We start from the raw sequence: 16,099 nt of genomic DNA on the forward strand, positions 1-16,099 counted from the left end.
CCGAAATACCTACATACACCTGAACGGCGTTTCGGAATACTTTTTCTTGCAACGCTTCGCGTTCGGCCGGATCTCTGCCACAGGGTAGGCAGACGATCTCCGGTCTCTGCGGAACGGTTTTCGGGTAACTGTTCCGCACTGGCGAGGGGCCGGCGATCACGCCGCCCCTCGCCCTTTCCGTTCCCGGGCACCGAACGCGCGCGCACGAGCACGCGCGGCGCGCTCGCGGCCACGGGGGCGCGAACGGCTGCGCGGGGCGCTCAGCGCGGGATCTCGTGCCAGAGCTCGACGGAATCGTCGTCCGAGGACTGTCCCGCGGCGGATCGGCCGACGACGGTGACCGCCACCCGCTCGTCCTTGGGCGCGCGAATGATGAGACGCGCGGACGTGGCCTCCGCGAGCACGTCGGCGAGTTCCTCCCTCACCCTGACCTTCACGGCCTCGTCGAGACCGGCGAGCCCGCCGTCGTCGAAGACCGTGACGGCGGCGCCGCGGGCTCGCGCGATCGCGATCGTCTCCCGCGCACGGTCGTTGAGCAGCTCCCCGCCGCGCATCTCGTCGCGCAGGCGGCCCTCCGCGAGGTGGGCGACGCGGCGCTCCTCGGCCGAGAGGTTCCCCCGGGTCTCGATCACCCTGCTGAGGCTGGGGCCGGCCGCGTGCAGCGCGTACTGCACGCGTTCGCGTCGCTCGCGCTGTCGCACGGCCTGCGTGGCGTGCCACGCCGAGGCGTCCTGCTGCACGAGGGCGAGGCGGTCCGTGTCGCGCACGGCACGCCCCCAGAAGCCCACCAGCAGCTGGGCGATCACCATCCAGACGATCGAGCCGACGAGGCCGAGGCCGAGGGCATCGGGAAGCCCGATCCATCCCGCGGCGGACAGCGTGAGCACGGCCAGCACGATCCACCCGATCGTGGGCCGTCGTCGCACCACGCAGACCACGCCGATGAGACCCACGGAGCCGATGTACCAGGTGGCGTAAGGAGCGCGCAGGGTCTCCGGGGAGAGCCCGAGGTTGGTGAGCTCGGGGATCGCCGCGGCGGCGAGCAGGGCGATCACCGCCGCCCAGGCGGGCATGCGCACCTCGGCCGCGGAGCCGACGAGGGAGATGGTGGCGATGGTGGCGAGGAAGGTGAGGACAGAGAGGAGCACGAGCACCGGTCGTGCCGGAATCGTGGTCCACCAGACGGCCCTCGCCGCGAAGTAGAGGGAGAAGATCAGGGCGAGTCCGGTCGCCACCGTGCGGACGGTCAGCTTCATATCCGTGCCCACCTCAGCGTCACCGTCGTGCCTCCGCTCCCGGAATCGATGGTCGCCGATCCGCCGACGGCCGCCATCCGGGCGATGATCGAGCCGCGGATCCCCAGCCGGTCCGGACGCACCTGGGACGGATCGAATCCGCCGCCGGTGTCGCGCACCGTCACCTTCGTGCCGCCTTCGCCGATGCCCTCGACGACGACCGCGAGGCCGCGGGCGCCGGCATGGGCGACCGCGTTGCTGATCGCCTGGCGCGCGGCGAGCGCCATCGCACGGGCGATCCGGTCGGGCACCGTGCCCTGTCCGTGGCACTGCACGTCGGCGGTGACGCCCAGCTGCTCGATCGCGAGACGCAGATCCTCGGCGATGAGCTCGATCCGCACCGGCTCCTCGTTGCCTTCCTGGGTCGGCGCCTCCGCGTTCGCGAGCCGGGTCAGCGCCTCGCGGGCCATCTCGACGGCGAGGTGCCGCGCACGGTCCGTGCTGGCGCGCTCGGCCGCGATCAGCGCCGCCAGGACGCTGTCGTGCATGAGCGCCGCGACCGCGACGCGCTCGTGCTCCGCCGCCTCGGCCGCGGCGGCCGCGGTGTAGAGGGCGACGGCCCGCTCCCTCGCGTCGTCGACACCGCTCGCCACGGAGCGGAACATCCAGCCGAGCCCGACGAGCACGAGGCCCAGGATCAGGGTGAAAGAGACGTCGAACGCGGTGACGATCCAGAATTCGGGGCGGAAGTCGCCCTGGATGAGGCGGATCGTGCCGTATAGGAACGGGCCGAACACGGCCCAGGCGACCTGGACCCGGAGGGGGAAGGCGACGACCGCCGCCACGCCGGCGACGTTGACGAGGAAGAAGATCCAGGGCTGGTCCGCCGGCTGCACGCCCGGACCCCGGCTCGCGACGACCGGCCACAGCACGAGGACCCCGATGTAGGCGATGAAGAACAGTCCCGCGGCCACCCGCGCCCCGCGCCCGATCACGCAGCAGCACAGCATCGCGAGCCAGGGGCCGAACACGAGGGCGAGCAGGGCGAGGTGCGGGAGATCCGGACGGGTCATCTTGACCAGCGCGTTGATGAGCGCCTGGGCACCGAGCGCGAACGCGCCGACGCCCACGACGATCATGATGATGCGCTCCATGCGACGGCCGGTGAAGCGCTCGAACTCCTGGCCGACCTCCTTGGGCGTCGAGACGTGCTCCCAGGCCTCGCGCAATCCCTGATCGGCGGACATGTCGTTCAGCCGATCCGGTTCAGCCGACGCTCTGCGCGTCGTCCTCGGAGGCGTCGACGATGCCGTCCTCCATCGCACGCCGCAGCAGATCCACCTTGGTCGGCGCGGGACGGCCGACCTCCACGTACTTCACCCGGATCCGGGTGATGTTCTCCTTCGCCGTGGAGTACGCCACGCCGAGCCGCTCCGCCACGACCTTGAGCGGAAGGCCGGTCGCGTACAGGCGCAGCACCTCGCGTTCGCGCACCGACAGCTGCGCGTCGGCGAAGGCGGTGTCGCCGTCGACGGCGTTCGCCCACTCCACGTTGTTGAGGGGCTCCCCGCTCGCGACCGTGCGGACCGCATCGATCACGTCGTCGAGAGGGGCGGATTTCGAGATCACGCCCGCGGCACCGGCGGCGAGAGCCTCGCGCACCGCTGCGGGGCGGTCCGCGACGCTGTGGATCACGACACTGGATCCGTCGGCGACGAGGCGCGTGACGTTCTCCGTGACGGTGCTGCCGTCGCCGAGCATGAGGTCGAGGACGACGACGTTGGCCGGCCGGGGAAGGCTCGCCCGGCGATGCTCCAGATACTGCGGCACCCCGGCGCCCGAGAAGACGACGTGGAAGGACGCCTGCTCGAGGGCAGCCGCGAGGCCCAATCGCACCGACTCGTGGTCATCGACGAGAGCTACGCTGTTCACGGATTCACCATAGCCGGGAAAAGGCATCCGATCCGCCTCCGTGCGCGACAACCGCCACGCATCGTCATCCGCGGCCGAACAGCACCACGGTCTCGAGGTGATGGGAGTGCGGGAAGAGGTCGAAGGCGCGCAATCGCTGCGGTTCGTACCCGAGGCCGCGGAACGTCGCCAGGTCTCTCGCGAGGGCGACGGGATCGCAGGCGACGTAGGCGATCGCGGCGGGATCCAGGGCGGCGACGTCCTCGACGACCGCGCGTCCCGCACCCGATCGCGGCGGATCCAGGATCACCGCGCCGCCGGCGATCGCGGCCCGCTCCTCCCCCTCCTGGTCCCGGAGGAACCGATCCACCCGGGCCGTGACCGCGCGCGCCCCGAGGTCGCGGAGGTTCTCCGCGGCATGACGGGTCGCGCGCGGCGAGGACTCGACGGTCGTGATCCGGCGTGCGCCGAGCCGCGCAAGCGTGGCCGAGAAGAGGCCGACGCCGCCGTAGAGGTCCAGGTGCGCGGCGTCCGGGTCCACGCGTCCGTCGAGCACGTCGGCCACCGCGTCGTCGAGCAGCGTCGCCGCGGCCGGATGGATCTGCCAGAACCCGTTCGCATCGAGGGCGAAGTCGCGGCCGGCCACGCTCTCCCGGATGGTCTCGGGATCCGCACGGCGGGGTGTGGTCCGCCGCCGGCCGGATCCGGACCTCGCCGGATCGCGAGAGGCGCGCGCGGACTCGGGACGGAGCAGTCGCCGTACCTCCCCGTCCCCGGGCTCGACGAGCTCGATCCTTCCCTCCGGGAGTCCGTCCAGCCCCCGGGCGACGGCGGCGATCGCCGGACGGGCGAGCACGTGATCCGCGACGGGCACGACTCGGTGGCTGCGCGCGGCGAACGGCCCGATCCTGCCCTCCGCGTCGATGTGCAGCGTAACCCTGGTGCGCCAGTGCTCGTCCGCACCCGGCGCCTCGACCTCGGGCGCAATGAGGCCGCCCCCGGCGAACCGGTCGAGCGCCTCCTGCAGCACGGTCCTCTTCAGGACGCGCTGCTCGGCGATGTCGATGTGCCCCAGGTCCGCGCCGCCGGGGCGCAGCGCGGGCGCGCGCGACACGTCCGCCTCGGCCCAGACGTGCGGACGACGATGGGGGGACGCGTCGAGCACCTCGACCGTCTCGGCCCGCCAGAACGAACGCGTGTCCTCCCCGGTCTGCGGGTCGCTGAGCCGCGCCCGTACCCGCTCGCCGGGGATCGCGTCCGAGACGAACACGACGCGGCCCTCGTGGCGGGCGACGAAGACGCCGCCGTGCGCGACGCCCGTCACGTCCAGATCGAGCAGGGGGCCTTCGGCGGGGGACGAGGAGTTCACCCCCCGATCATTCCAGAGTGCGCCGAGCGCCGGGAGGAGGCCGCTCCTCTCCTCCCCCTCGCGCCCGCGATCCGGCTAGCGTGGCCTCATGCGCGTCTGCCTCGCCTCGACCTCGCCCGCCCGCCTCGCCCTGCTCCGGCAGAGCGGCATCGAGCCGCTGTGCGTGTCCCCCGACGTGGACGAGGACGCCGTGGGAGAGGCCGCCGCGGCTCGCGCAGGGCGGCCGCTCGCGCCCGACGAGCTCGTGCTGCTGCTCGGCCGCGCGAAGGCCGCCGACGTCGCAGCGAGGATCGAGCGGATCGAGCCGGGCTTCGACGGCATCGTGATCGGCGGGGACTCGATGTTCGAGATCGACGGCGAGGTCTACGGCAAGCCGCACGAGCCGGAGCGGGCCATCGCCCGCTGGCGGGCGATGCGCGGACGCACGGGCGTGCTGCACTCCGGGCACAGCGTCATCCGCGTGACTCCCGGCGCCCCGGATCGGGAGGAGCACGCGGTCGCCGATGCCTCGGTCACCTTCTCCGCGGACGTCGACGACGCGGAGGTCGCCGCGTACGTCGCGACCGGTGAGCCCCTGCTCGTCGCCGGCGCCTTCACGGTGGACAGTCTCGGCGGCGCGTTCATCGAGCGCGTCGACGGGGATCCGTCCACGGTCGTGGGCATGTCGCTGTCAACGCTCCGCCACCTCGCCGGGCGCCTCGGGATCCGCTGGACCGACCTGTGGAACGCGGTCCCCGCCGAGTAGGCCCGACGTCCCGAGGGGTCTCTCGTAGGATCCGACAAGGATCGGCCGGTGATTCTTGTGGAGGGTCGTCAAAAGTATCGCCCCCCATGTGGATAGGCTGACACTCATGCCTGCTATTGCCAAGGTTCTCGTCGCCAACCGTGGCGAGATCGCCGTCCGCATCATCCGCGCCGCGCGCGACTCCGGCCTCTCCTCCGTGGCGGTGTACGCGGACCAGGATCGGGACGCGATGCACACGAGGCTCGCCGACGAGGCCTACGCGCTGGACGGCGCGACCAGCGCCGACACCTACCTGCAGATCGACAAGATCCTCTCGATCGCCCGCCGATCCGGCGCCGACGCGGTGCACCCCGGCTACGGCTTCCTCGCCGAGAACGCCGACTTCGCACGCGCGGTCATCGGCGCTGGCCTGACCTGGATCGGCCCGTCTCCCGCGGCGATCGAGGCCCTGGGCGACAAGGTCACCGCACGGCACGTGGCCGAGAAGGTCGGCGCGCCCCTGGCACCGGGAACCCCCGGTCCCGTCGAGACCGCCGACGAGGTGGTCGCCTTCGCGAAGGAGGTCGGCCTCCCGATCGCGATCAAGGCGGCCTACGGCGGCGGCGGCCGCGGCCTCAAGGTCGCGCGCGAGCTCGACGAGGTCGCCGAGCAGTTCGAGTCCGCGACGCGCGAGGCCATCGCCGCCTTCGGACGCGGCGAGTGCTTCGTCGAGAAGTACCTCGACAAGCCGCGTCACGTCGAGACGCAGTGCCTCGCGGACGCCGAGGGCAACGTCGTCATCGTCTCCACCCGCGACTGCTCGCTGCAGCGTCGCCACCAGAAGCTCGTCGAGGAGGCTCCGGCGCCGTTCCTCACGGAGGAGCAGAACCGCGTTCTCTACGAGGCGTCCAAGGCGATCCTCAAGGAGGTCGGCTACGTCGGGGCCGGCACCTGCGAGTTCCTCATCGGGGCCGATGGCACGATCTCGTTCCTCGAGGTCAACACGCGACTGCAGGTCGAGCACCCGGTCTCCGAGGAGGTCACCGGGATCGACCTGGTCCGCGAGCAGTTCCGCATCGCCGCCGGCGGCACCCTCGACTACGACGACCCTGCGCCCCTGGGCCACTCGATCGAGTTCCGCATCAACGGCGAGGACCCCGGCCGCAACTTCCTCCCGCAGCCCGGCCCCGTGCACGTGTTCAAGACGTTCGGCGGCCCGGGCGTGCGCCTGGACTCGGGCGTCACCGCGGGCGACGAGGTGTCCGGCGCCTTCGACTCGCTGCTCGCGAAGATCATCGTGACGGGCAAGGATCGCGCCGAGGCGCTCGAGCGTTCGCGCCGCGCGCTCGAGGAGTTCGAGGTGTCGGGGCTGCCCACCGTGCTGCCCTTCCACCGCAAGGTCGTGAACGACCCGGCGTTCACCGCCGAGGACGGACGCTTCGGGGTCTACACCCGCTGGATCGAGACCGAGTTCGTCAACGACATCCCGGCCTGGGACGGAGAGCTCGAGGCCCCGTCCGCCGCGGCCGGCCGGCACACGGTCGTCGTCGAGGTCGCCGGAAAGCGTCTCGAGGTCAGCCTGCCCGACCGCGTGGCCGCATCGGTGGTCGGCACCGGGGGCCGCCCGGCCGCCGTGCCGTCGTCCCGACGCAGCCACGCCAAGACGGCGAACGCGGGCGCCTCCGGCGACGCGGTGAAGTCGCCGATGCAGGCCACCGTCGTCAAGGTCGCGGTCGAGGAGGGGCAGCAGGTCGTCAAGGGCGATCTGGTCGTCGTCCTCGAGGCGATGAAGATGGAGCAGCCGCTGCAGGCGCACAAGGACGGCGTCATCGGCAACATCAACGCCGACGCGGGTGCGACGGTCGCCGCCGGACACCAGCTCCTCACGATCAGCTGACGCTCCGACTCCGGCCCCCGGTCCCCCGGACGCCCGAACCCCCGGATCGCGTTTCCCTCCCCTCTGCGTCTTTCCCTCCCCTGCGCTGCGTAGCTGGGGGGAGGGAAAGGCGATCAGCAGAGGGAAACGCGCGTGATCGCCGCGGGCGCGATCGTCTCAGCGGGCGATGTAGACCTGGTGCATCGCTCGCGTGGCGTCGGTGATGCTGCTCGTGATCGAGGGGTAGGCCGCGAAGACGCGCGACACCTGGTCGACGTTGAGCCGACGCTCGACGGCCAGGGCGAGGGGGTAGATGAGCTCGGACGCCTTCGGGGCGACGATGACCGCGCCGATCACGGTGCCGGATCCCTTGCGCGCGATGATCTTCACGAAGCCGTCGCGGATGCCCATCATCTTGGCGCGCGGGTTCGCGGCGAGCGGCAGCTTGTGCACCAGTCCGTCGATGACGCCGTCCTCGACGTCCTTCTCGCTCACTCCGATCGTGGCGATCTCCGGCGCGGTGAAGATGTTCGCGGTGATCTTCTGCTTCTCCAGCGGGATCACCACGTCGCCGAGAGCGTGGAAGACGGCCGTGCGCCCCTGCATCGAGGCCACCGAGGCGAGCGGGAAGAAGTTGGTGCAGTCGCCGACCGCGTAGATGTTCGAGACCGAGGTGCGGGCGACGCGGTTCACGCGGATGTGCCCGGATTCGGTCAGCTCGACGCCGACCTCCTCGAGCCCGATCCCCGCCGTGTTCGGGATCGAGCCGACCGCCATGAGGCAGTGGCTCCCCTCGACCGTGCGACCATCCGAGAGCGTCACCACGACGCCGTCCTCGGTGCGCTGCACGCTGTCGGCACGGGACTTCGACAGCACGGTCATGCCGCCGCGTTTGAAGACCTTCTCCAGCACCTTGGCCGCGTCCTGGTCCTCCCCGGGCAGCACCTGGTCGCGGCTCGAGATGAGCGTGACCTTGGCTCCGAGGTTCATGTACGCGGAGGCGAACTCGGCTCCGGTGACGCCGGATCCGACGACGATGAGATGCTCGGGCAGCGTCTTCATGTTGTACAGCTGGGTCCACGTGAGGATGCGCTCGCCGTCCGGTTTGGCGGAGTCGAGCTCGCGCGGCGAGGCGCCGACCGCCACGATGAGCGTGTCCGCCTCGATCCGGTCGAAGTCCGTGCCGTCCGCCGACGTCGCCACGACGATCGCGTTCGGTCCGTCGAGCCGACCGTGGCCGGAGAGGATGGTCACGCCCGCATCGAGCAAAGTCGTGCGCATGTCCTCGGACTGGGCGCCGGCGAGCGCGAGCAGCCGCTTGTTCACCGCAGCGAGGTTGATCGCGATCTGGGGCTTGAGCGGCTTGCCCTCCGCACCCTTCGCGTAGAACTGCACGCCGAGGTCCGTGGCTTCGGAGATCGCGACCGCGGCATCGGCCGTCGCGATGAGGCTCTTGGACGGGACGACGTCCGTGAGCACGGCGGAACCTCCGACGCCGACGCGCTCGACGAGGGTCACCTCGGCTCCGAGCTGGGCCGCCGCGAGGGCGGCCTCGTATCCACCGGGGCCGCCGCCGAGCACGGCGACGTGCTGAGAACGCTCGAACATCAAGGTCATGCCTCCATTCTCCCGCATCCGCTCCCCCGCGCGTGCCGCTCCGGCCCCGCACGCTCATCCGCGCTCCGCCTCGCGGCGCTCCGATCCGGGGCCGTATCCTCGATCTCATGGCTGATCTGAACCACCCCCTCGACGACCCGAGCGCCGACCCCTTCGCCATCGCCGCCGAGGCCGCGAGCGACATCCGCCGGCTCACCGGCGTCGACCGCCACGACATCGCCGTCACGCTGGGATCCGGCTGGGGCAAGGCCGCCGAGCTGATCGGCGAGACCGTCGCCACGATCCCGGCGACCGAGGTCACCGGGTTCTCCAAGCCTGCCCTGGAAGGCCATGTCGGCACGCTGCGCAGCATCGTCACCCCGTCCGGCAAGAACGTCCTCGTGATCGGCGCGCGCACGCACTACTACGAGGGTCACGGTGTGCGCCGCGTCGTGCACAGTGTGCGCACCGCGGCGGCGACGGGTGCGTCCACCATGGTCCTCACCAACGGCGCCGGCGGGGTCCGCGAGACCTGGACCCCCGGACAGCCCGTGCTCATCAGCGACCACATCAACCTCACCGCGGACTCGCCGCTCGAAGGGGCGACGTTCATCGACCTCACCGACCTCTACAGCGCGCGTCTGCGCGACCTCGCCCGCACGATCGACCCGTCCCTGGACGAGGGCGTCTACACCCAGTTCCGCGGCCCTCACTACGAGACCCCGGCCGAGGTGCAGATGGCCAAGCGCATCGGGGGCGACATCGTCGGCATGTCGACGGCGCTCGAGGCGATCGCCGCGCGCGAGGCCGGCATGGAGATCCTCGGGTTCTCGCTCATCACCAACCTGGCGGCCGGCATCCAGACCACGCCGCTGAGCCATGCCGAGGTGATCGAGGCGGGGCAGGCCGCCGAGCCCGTCATCTCCTCGCTGCTCGCCCGCGTGATCGGCGCGCTGTGAGCGCGCGGGAGACCGCACGGCTCGCGGAGGCGCGGGCGTGGATGCGGCAGGATCCGGATCCGGAGACGCGCGACGAGCTCGCCGGCCTCATCACCCTCGCGGCGTCTGGGGACGAGGCCGCCGTCGCCGAGCTGGAGGACCGGTTCGGATCACGGCTCGCCTTCGGCACAGCGGGTCTCCGCGGCGCGCTGGCGGCCGGCTCCAACCGGATGAACCGGGTGCTCGTCGCGCAGGCCGCTGCCGGCTTCGCCGCCTACCTGCGGGAGAAGGCGGCACCGGACGCGACGCCCACGGTCGTCATCGGCTACGACGGGCGCAAGAACTCCCGGGTGTTCGCGCGCGACTCGGCCGAGATCTTCGCCGGGGCCGGGCTGCGTGCCGTCCTCCTTCCGCGACTGCTGCCCACCCCGGTCCTCGCGTTCGCCGTGCGGCACCTGGACGCGGACGCCGGCGTGATGGTGACCGCGAGTCACAACCCGCCCAACGACAACGGCTACAAGGTCTACCTGGGCGGCACGGATCAGGGTTCGCAGATCGTGTCCCCCGCCGATGCCGAGATCGCCGCGCACATCGAGCGGGTGGCCGCCGACTCCGACGCGCTGACCATCCCGCGCTCGACCGGGTACGAGACCGCGGGCGAGGACGTGGTCGACGCCTATGTCGCCGCGACCGCGACCGTCGCCCCCGCTCCCATCGGCGCCGCCGGTCTGCGCTGGGTCTACACCGCGATGCACGGCGTGGGATGGGAGACCCTCTCGCGGATCCTCGGCGACGCCGGGTACCCGGCACCGTGGACGGTCGGCGAGCAGCGCGACCCCGATCCGACCTTCCGCACCGTGTCGTTCCCGAACCCGGAGGAGCCGGGTGCGATGGACCTCGCCTTCGCGAAGGCCCGCACGCTCGGCGCGGAGCTCGTCATCGCGAACGACCCCGACGCCGACCGCCTCGCGGTGGGCATCCCCGACGAGACCGCGGAAGGCGGCTGGCGGCGGCTCTCCGGCAACGAGGTCGGGATGCTGCTCGGCTGGCGCGCGGCCCGCGCCGCGACCGCCTCCGGCCCCGCGGCCCCCGGCACCTCGCTGGCGTGCTCTCTCGTGTCGTCGCCCGCGCTGGCCGCGATCACCCAACGCTACGGCCTCGACTTCCACGAGACGCTCACCGGCTTCAAATGGATCTCGCGTGCGCCAGGGATCGCGTTCGGCTACGAGGAGGCGCTCGGATATCTGGTCAACCCGGACACGGTGCGCGACAAGGACGGCATCTCCGCCGCCGTCGCACTTCTCGGCCTGGCCGCCGAGGCCCGCGGTCGGGAGGCGACGATCGCCGATCTGCTCGACGAGATCGCGGCCGAGATCGGGTTCTTCGCCAGCGGGCAGGTCTCGATCCGGGTGGACGATCTGACGGTGATCGGACGGATCATGTCCGCTCTACGGCAGGATCCGCCGACCGCGTTCGGCGAGGGCGCGGTCGTGTCGGCCGAGGACCTGCTCGCGGCCCCGGAGGGGGCGCCGACCGGCGACGTTCTCCGGTACCGCCTGGCCGACGGTTCGCGCGTGATCGTGCGCCCCAGCGGGACGGAGCCCAAGCTCAAGGTCTACATCGACGCCCGCGCCGATTCCGCACCGGCGGCGGCGCAGACCGTGGCGGACCTCGAGGACGCCGTGCGCGCGCTGCTCGCGGCGCGCGGCTGAGCCGCCGATGGCGAACCGCACCGTCGTGATCCGCGTCGCGGGAGGCGCCCACGCGCGTCCCGTCGCGGAGCTCGTCCGCCTCGCGATGGCCCACGACGGTGCGGTGGAGCTCACGACGTCCACCGGACGGCGGGTGGACCTCGGCAGCGTGCTCGCGGTGATGGACCTCGCGCTCCTGGCGGGCGACGAGGTCGAGCTCTCCGCGGACGGAACGGATCCGGAAGCGGTCCTCGACGCGCTCGAGCGCGTGCTCGCCGGCTGACGGGACCCGGCGCTCAGCCGTCGATCACGGCGGCGAGCTCGTCGAGGAACCCGGAGAAGGTCTCGCCGCGGCGCAGGATCCGCTGCACGCTGTCCGCCTCGCCGAACACCTCGACGAGTTGCTCGAACACGGTCTGGAACGCGTCGCGATCCTGCTCGCTGAAGGCGGCGAGCGCGACGACCTGCACCCGTCCGCCGCCCCAGCCGACGGATCCGGCGGCGACTCCGATCGCGATCGCCGTGCGCCGGGCGGTCATCTGCAGCGCATGCGGGACCGCGAGGGCGTCGCTGAAGGCCGTCGAGGAGAGCCGTTCGCGGTGGATCGTGTTCTCGATGTACGCCTCGTCGATGAGACCGGCCGCGACGAGCCGGTCGCCGAGGAGACGGATGATCCCCTCCTCCCCCACGTCCGGCAGGGGTTGCACGTAGGCGTCGGCGGACAGGTAGCGCGACAGCTCCTCGCGCAGCCGTGCGAGCCGCCTGCTCCGCCGGACGCGGGCCGCGGCCTGCTGCACCCGCTCCACGTCGGCCTCGGTGAGGAAGGGCTGGATCAGCACCGTGCGATCGCCCGCGGTGCGCAGGGGCACCGTGCTGAGCACGAGGTCGGTGTCGATCTCGGAGGCGTCGGGATCGACCGTGGTGATCATCCGCACGACGTCGATGCCCTGCCCGAGCGAGCGGTCCACCCGAGAGCGCAGCACCTCGTGCAGCTCGTAGTAGCCCGGACAGACGATCGTGGCCGTGAGGAGGGACTCGGCGCGCCGGCTGCGCTCGAGCCGTCCGCCGACGTGCATCGCCACGTAGGCGATCTCGTCGTCGTCCACGCGCAGGCCCAGGCGATTCTGCAAACCGTTCACGATCGACACCGCGACCTCGAAGATCATCGGGTACGCCGCCTTGAGCGAGCGCGTGAGCGGGTTGCGCGCCCGCGACTCCTCCTGCGCCCGGCGGAGCAGGTTCTGGGTGTGCAGGGCCAGCCTCAGCACGAAGGCGTCGTCGATGAGATCGACCTGGTAGTCGTTCGCCGCCTGCACCACCTCGGCGCGCACGGCCGCCTCGACCTCCGGATCCAGCCCCGCACGGGCGAGCGTGGCGGGATCCGTGCCTCCTGGGCTCACGATGCGGGTGAGGATCAACCCCGACAGATGCGCCAGGTCGCCCGGCCCGAGCCGCACGCCGAGCCGATCCTCGGCGAGCTGCGCGATGACCCGCGCGACGGGATCCGCCTCCCGGGGGATCTCGTCCGACCGGAGCGCACCCGACCGCGCACTCCCCGGGGCGCGCCCGTCCGGATCCTGCGCGCTGCCGGACTCGCGCCCCGCGGCGTCGAGCGGCCGGCCTGCGGCGACGCGGTCGGCGGCGATCGCGATGTGCAGCAGCACGTCGGTGATCCCCAGCTCGTTCACGTAGTAGCCGAGCCCCGCGAGCTCCGCGACGAGGTCCGCCTTGAACGGTGCGACCGCCTCGGGGGTGATCGCCCCTCCCGCGAGCGCCAGGCGGAACGGATCGACCGGGAAGTCCGCCGCGTCCATCTCGTCGTGCGCGAGGCGGCTGAGCAGCCGGCGCTGCTCCTTCTCCGGACCGACGAGGCGGACCACGTCGCGCTCGCGCACGAGCCGCAGCCCTGTCCCGTCCAGCAGCGCGCGCACGCGGGAGAGGTCGGCATCGACCGTCGCCTCGCTCACGTGCAGCCGGTCGGCGGCCTCGAAGACGTCGATCCCGTCCCGCTCGTCGAGCAGGGCGCGCACGAGCGCGTGCATGCGCGCCCGCGGCGTCGCGTCGCTCCCCGATCGGGCGGCCAGCGCCTCCCGCGCCGAGGCGCCGGCACGGTATCCGGAGCCGCCCGACAGCACGGCGTCCCGCTCCGGCACCCGCGCGTTGAGCGCGGTGACGTAGGCGCGCACGCTGCGCGGCGTCACGCCGAGCATGTCCGCGAGGCGGGGGCCCGGGATCCAGGCGTCTTCCCGCAGGAGCGCGGTGAGCAGCCGATCCTGCCGTCGAGTCGACACGCCGCCTCACCTCTCGTCTCGCCCGTCGTCGCCCCGGCGGCATCGCCGGGACGTCACTTCCTCCTCCGCCATGATCTCAGGATCCACGGCGGAAGGGGCCGGAAGGCGTCTTCCGCCCCGGCGGAAGGGATCCTGGTGGCACCCTCCGCCCCTGGGTCGGGAGGATGATCCGGAAGGAGGGTTCGATGAGGATCCAGGTGGTCTGTGGCGCGGGCGCCTCGAGCACATTCGTCGCCGGCCGGCTGCGCCGGGCCGCGCTCGACGCAGGCCGGGACTGGGAGATCACCGCCTCCTCCGTCGATCGCCTCGACCCCACCGCCGACATCGTCCTGCTCGGCTCTCATCTCGCCGAACGGCGCGACGAGCTCGCGCAGCGCGCGCTGCGGGCCACGCTCATCGTGCTGCCCCCGGAACTCCTCACCGACCTCGAGGGGGCCCGGCTGCGGGCCCTCGTCGAGGACACCGCTCTGAAAGGAACGTCATGACCGCCGAGACACGCACCGTCCGCATCGGCTCCTCGCACGGGCTGCACGCCAGGCCCGCGAAGATCTTCGCGCAGGCCGCGAAGGAGACCGGCCTGCCGGTGACGCTCGCGAAGGACGCCGGCAAGCCGGTGAACGCCGCCAGCATCCTGGGCGTGATCGCGCTCGGGCTGGAACAGGGGGACTACGTCACTCTCTCCGCCGAGGGCGACGGCGCGGAGGCCGCACTCGACCGTCTCGCCGAACTGCTGGTCACCGACCACGACGAGGGCGCCGCCTGATGGCCGAGGTGCGCGGCGTCGGCATCGGACAGGGCGTCGCGGCGGGGCCGGTGCGCCGCATGACGCAGGCCCTTCCCGCGCCGGACGAGACGCCGAGCACGATCGGCGCGGATCAGGAGCGCGTCCGGGTGCAAGACGCGATCTCCTTCGTCGCGGCGGACCTGTCGTCCCGGGCGGAGTCGGTCGACGGAGCGGCCGCCGAGGTGCTGGAGGCGCAGGCCATGATCGCCGAAGACCCGACACTGGCCGACGAGGTCGAGGAGCGGATCGCGGCGGGGTCGACGGCGGAATGGGCCGTGCATGACGCGTTCGCCGGATTCCGCTCCTCGCTCGAGGCCGTGGGCGGCTATCTCGGCGAGCGCGCGGCCGATCTGGACGACATCGCCCAGCGCGTCCTCGCCCGCCTCCGCGGAGTCGCGGCCCCGGGCATCCCCGATCCCGGGCACCCCTTCGTCCTCGTCGCGCGCGATCTCGCGCCCGCGGACACTGCTCTGCTCGATCTGGACAAGGTGCTCGCGCTCGTCACGATCGACGGCGGTCCCACGTCCCATACCGCGATCCTCGCCCGGGAGAAGGGCATCGTCGCAGTCGTCGGCGCCTCCGGCGCGGCGGACCTCGTCGACGACGAGACCGTGATCGTCGACGCGTCGTCCGGTGTGGTCACCGCCGATCCGTCCGCCGAGGACGTGGCCCGTGCGCGGGAGCGCGCGAGCGCTCGGAAGGAGGCGGACGCAGCCCCGCCGACCCCGGGCGCGCTCGCCGACGGGACGCCGGTCGCGCTGCTCGCGAACCTCGGCAAGCCCGCCGACGCGGCCGATGCCGTCGCCCGGGGGGCGGAGGGGGTCGGGCTGTTCCGCACCGAGTTCCTCTTCCTGTCCTCGACCAACGCGCCGACCGTGGCCGTCCAGCGCGCCGCCTACCGCGAGCTGCTGGCCGCGTTCCCCGGCAAGAAGGTCGTCGTGCGCGTCCTGGACGCCGGTGCGGACAAGCCGCTGCCGTTCCTCAACGACGCCCACGAGGAGAACCCGGCTCTGGGCCTGCGCGGCCTGCGCGCGCTTCGGGCGAGCGAGGACATCCTCCGCGAACAGCTCACCGCCCTCGCCGAGGCCGATGCAGAGACGGAGGCCGACCTGTGGGTGATGGCCCCGATGGTCGCGACCGTCGAGGAGGCCGGCTACTTCACCGGAATCGCCCGCGAGTACGGGCTGCGCACCGCCGGCGTGATGGTCGAGGTCCCCTCCTCCGCGCTCCTCGCCGATCGGATCCTGCAGCATGCGGACTTCGCGTCGATCGGCACGAACGATCTCACCCAGTACACGATGGCCGCCGACCGCCTGCTCGGCTCCGTGTCCTCGTTCCAGGATCCGTGGCATCCCGCGGTGCTGCGTCTCGTCGCGGAGGTCGGTCGCGCCGGCGCCGCGCAAGGCCGACCCGTCGGCGTGTGCGGCGAGGCGGCCGCGGATCCGCTGCTCGCCGTCGTCCTGGTCGGGCTGGGCATCGGCTCGCTCTCGATGGCGCCCGCCGCCCTCGCGGACGTGCGCCGGACGATCGCCCAGCACTCCCTCGACGATGCACGCCGTATCGCCGCGGCCGCCCTCGACGCGGACGACGCCGCGACGGCACGTGCAGCCGCGACCGCCGCCTCCGCCTCGCATCCGTAATCCCCTACCGCAGTACCCGCACCACCGGGGCCCCAACGCCCCAC

14 protein-coding genes are annotated in these 16,099 nt (G+C 72.2%); 8 read left to right on the forward strand and 6 right to left on the reverse strand.

Annotated elements, in window-relative coordinates:
- Positions 1-260: 260 nt before the first annotated feature.
- The 4 genes from Q0P88_RS04915 to Q0P88_RS04930 all read right to left on the reverse strand — a co-directional run bounded on the left by Q0P88_RS04915 (position 261) and on the right by Q0P88_RS04930 (position 4,515).
- Positions 261-1,256 carry a hypothetical protein gene (locus Q0P88_RS04915; RefSeq protein ID WP_295011670.1) on the reverse strand — a complete coding sequence of 332 codons (996 nt, stop codon included), beginning with the start codon at positions 1,254-1,256 and terminating at the stop codon, positions 261-263.
- Positions 1,253-2,482 carry a sensor histidine kinase gene (locus Q0P88_RS04920; RefSeq protein ID WP_295011672.1) on the reverse strand — a complete coding sequence of 410 codons (1,230 nt, stop codon included), beginning with the start codon at positions 2,480-2,482 and terminating at the stop codon, positions 1,253-1,255. The genes Q0P88_RS04915 and Q0P88_RS04920 overlap by 4 nt, the downstream gene beginning before the upstream one ends.
- 19 nt (positions 2,483-2,501) lie before the next feature.
- On the reverse strand, positions 2,502-3,167 hold the full coding sequence (locus Q0P88_RS04925; protein ID WP_295011674.1) for a response regulator transcription factor: 666 nt from the start codon (positions 3,165-3,167) through the stop codon (positions 2,502-2,504).
- A gap of 64 nt (positions 3,168-3,231) precedes the next feature.
- Positions 3,232-4,515: a class I SAM-dependent RNA methyltransferase gene (locus tag Q0P88_RS04930; protein ID WP_295011676.1), complete on the reverse strand. Its 1,284-nt coding sequence runs from the start codon at positions 4,513-4,515 to the stop codon at positions 3,232-3,234.
- A gap of 88 nt (positions 4,516-4,603) precedes the next feature.
- Between Q0P88_RS04930 and Q0P88_RS04935 the strand changes: the two genes are divergently transcribed.
- Positions 4,604-5,260 (forward strand): nucleoside triphosphate pyrophosphatase, encoded by a 657-nt coding sequence (locus Q0P88_RS04935; RefSeq protein WP_295011678.1) that lies wholly within the window; start codon positions 4,604-4,606, stop codon positions 5,258-5,260.
- Positions 5,261-5,366: 106 nt separating this feature from the next.
- The gene (locus tag Q0P88_RS04940; protein WP_295011680.1) at positions 5,367-7,136 is read left to right on the forward strand and encodes a biotin carboxylase N-terminal domain-containing protein; all 1,770 of its coding nucleotides are present in this window, start codon (positions 5,367-5,369) and stop codon (positions 7,134-7,136) included.
- Between the two features lie 156 nt (positions 7,137-7,292).
- On the opposite strand, the gene Q0P88_RS04945 is transcribed toward Q0P88_RS04940, so the two are convergent.
- A complete protein-coding gene (locus Q0P88_RS04945) occupies positions 7,293-8,732 on the reverse strand; it encodes an NAD(P)H-quinone dehydrogenase (protein WP_295011682.1) in 1,440 nt (479 codons plus the stop codon).
- 107 nt (positions 8,733-8,839) lie between these two features.
- Between Q0P88_RS04945 and Q0P88_RS04950 the strand changes: the two genes are divergently transcribed.
- The 3 genes from Q0P88_RS04950 to Q0P88_RS04960 are packed head-to-tail and all read left to right on the forward strand — an operon-like array spanning position 8,840 to position 11,623.
- A complete protein-coding gene (locus Q0P88_RS04950) occupies positions 8,840-9,670 on the forward strand; it encodes a purine-nucleoside phosphorylase (RefSeq protein ID WP_295011684.1) in 831 nt (276 codons plus the stop codon).
- A gap of 41 nt (positions 9,671-9,711) precedes the next feature.
- The gene (locus tag Q0P88_RS04955; RefSeq protein ID WP_295011735.1) at positions 9,712-11,361 is read left to right on the forward strand and encodes a phospho-sugar mutase; all 1,650 of its coding nucleotides are present in this window, start codon (positions 9,712-9,714) and stop codon (positions 11,359-11,361) included.
- Positions 11,362-11,368: 7 nt separating this feature from the next.
- Entirely contained in the window at positions 11,369-11,623 is a 255-nt protein-coding gene (locus tag Q0P88_RS04960) for an HPr family phosphocarrier protein (RefSeq protein ID WP_295011686.1), read from the forward strand.
- Between the two features lie 13 nt (positions 11,624-11,636).
- Here the strand turns inward: Q0P88_RS04960 and Q0P88_RS04965 are convergent, their stop codons facing one another.
- Positions 11,637-13,631, reverse strand: a complete 1,995-nt coding sequence (locus tag Q0P88_RS04965; protein ID WP_295011688.1) for a transcription antiterminator — start codon at positions 13,629-13,631, stop codon at positions 11,637-11,639.
- A 185-nt stretch (positions 13,632-13,816) separates the two neighbouring features.
- Between Q0P88_RS04965 and Q0P88_RS04970 the strand changes: the two genes are divergently transcribed.
- Genes Q0P88_RS04970 through ptsP form a run of 3 tightly spaced genes read left to right on the forward strand, consistent with a single transcriptional unit; the run spans position 13,817 to position 16,055 of the window.
- Positions 13,817-14,116 (forward strand): PTS sugar transporter subunit IIB, encoded by a 300-nt coding sequence (locus Q0P88_RS04970; RefSeq protein ID WP_295011690.1) that lies wholly within the window; start codon positions 13,817-13,819, stop codon positions 14,114-14,116.
- Entirely contained in the window at positions 14,113-14,394 is a 282-nt protein-coding gene (locus Q0P88_RS04975) for an HPr family phosphocarrier protein (protein WP_295011692.1), read from the forward strand. Before Q0P88_RS04970 ends, Q0P88_RS04975 begins: the two co-directional genes overlap by 4 nt.
- A complete protein-coding gene (gene ptsP, locus Q0P88_RS04980; RefSeq protein ID WP_295011694.1) occupies positions 14,394-16,055 on the forward strand; it encodes a phosphoenolpyruvate--protein phosphotransferase in 1,662 nt (553 codons plus the stop codon). Before Q0P88_RS04975 ends, ptsP begins: the two co-directional genes overlap by 1 nt.
- Positions 16,056-16,099 lie beyond the last annotated feature (44 nt).

Origin of the sequence: uncultured Microbacterium sp. (assembly GCF_945952435.1) — a bacterium.
Lineage (GTDB): Bacteria > Actinomycetota > Actinomycetes > Actinomycetales > Microbacteriaceae > Microbacterium.

What these genes read in the sequence shown, in the direction of transcription:
- Q0P88_RS04920 (WP_295011672.1), bottom strand. Translation starts at nt 2,482, where the DNA reads ATGTCCGCCGATCAGGGATTGCGCGAGGCCTGGGAGCACGTCTCGACG.
- Q0P88_RS04970 (WP_295011690.1), top strand. Translation starts at nt 13,817, where the DNA reads ATGAGGATCCAGGTGGTCTGTGGCGCGGGCGCCTCGAGCACATTCGTC.
- Q0P88_RS04950 (WP_295011684.1), top strand. Translation starts at nt 8,840, where the DNA reads ATGGCTGATCTGAACCACCCCCTCGACGACCCGAGCGCCGACCCCTTC.
- Q0P88_RS04955 (WP_295011735.1), top strand. Translation starts at nt 9,712, where the DNA reads ATGCGGCAGGATCCGGATCCGGAGACGCGCGACGAGCTCGCCGGCCTC.
- Q0P88_RS04935 (WP_295011678.1), top strand. Translation starts at nt 4,604, where the DNA reads ATGCGCGTCTGCCTCGCCTCGACCTCGCCCGCCCGCCTCGCCCTGCTC.
- Q0P88_RS04945 (WP_295011682.1), bottom strand. Translation starts at nt 8,732, where the DNA reads ATGACCTTGATGTTCGAGCGTTCTCAGCACGTCGCCGTGCTCGGCGGC.
- Q0P88_RS04940 (WP_295011680.1), top strand. Translation starts at nt 5,367, where the DNA reads ATGCCTGCTATTGCCAAGGTTCTCGTCGCCAACCGTGGCGAGATCGCC.
- Q0P88_RS04960 (WP_295011686.1), top strand. Translation starts at nt 11,369, where the DNA reads ATGGCGAACCGCACCGTCGTGATCCGCGTCGCGGGAGGCGCCCACGCG.
- ptsP (WP_295011694.1), top strand. Translation starts at nt 14,394, where the DNA reads ATGGCCGAGGTGCGCGGCGTCGGCATCGGACAGGGCGTCGCGGCGGGG.
- Q0P88_RS04915 (WP_295011670.1), bottom strand. Translation starts at nt 1,256, where the DNA reads ATGAAGCTGACCGTCCGCACGGTGGCGACCGGACTCGCCCTGATCTTC.
- Q0P88_RS04975 (WP_295011692.1), top strand. Translation starts at nt 14,113, where the DNA reads ATGACCGCCGAGACACGCACCGTCCGCATCGGCTCCTCGCACGGGCTG.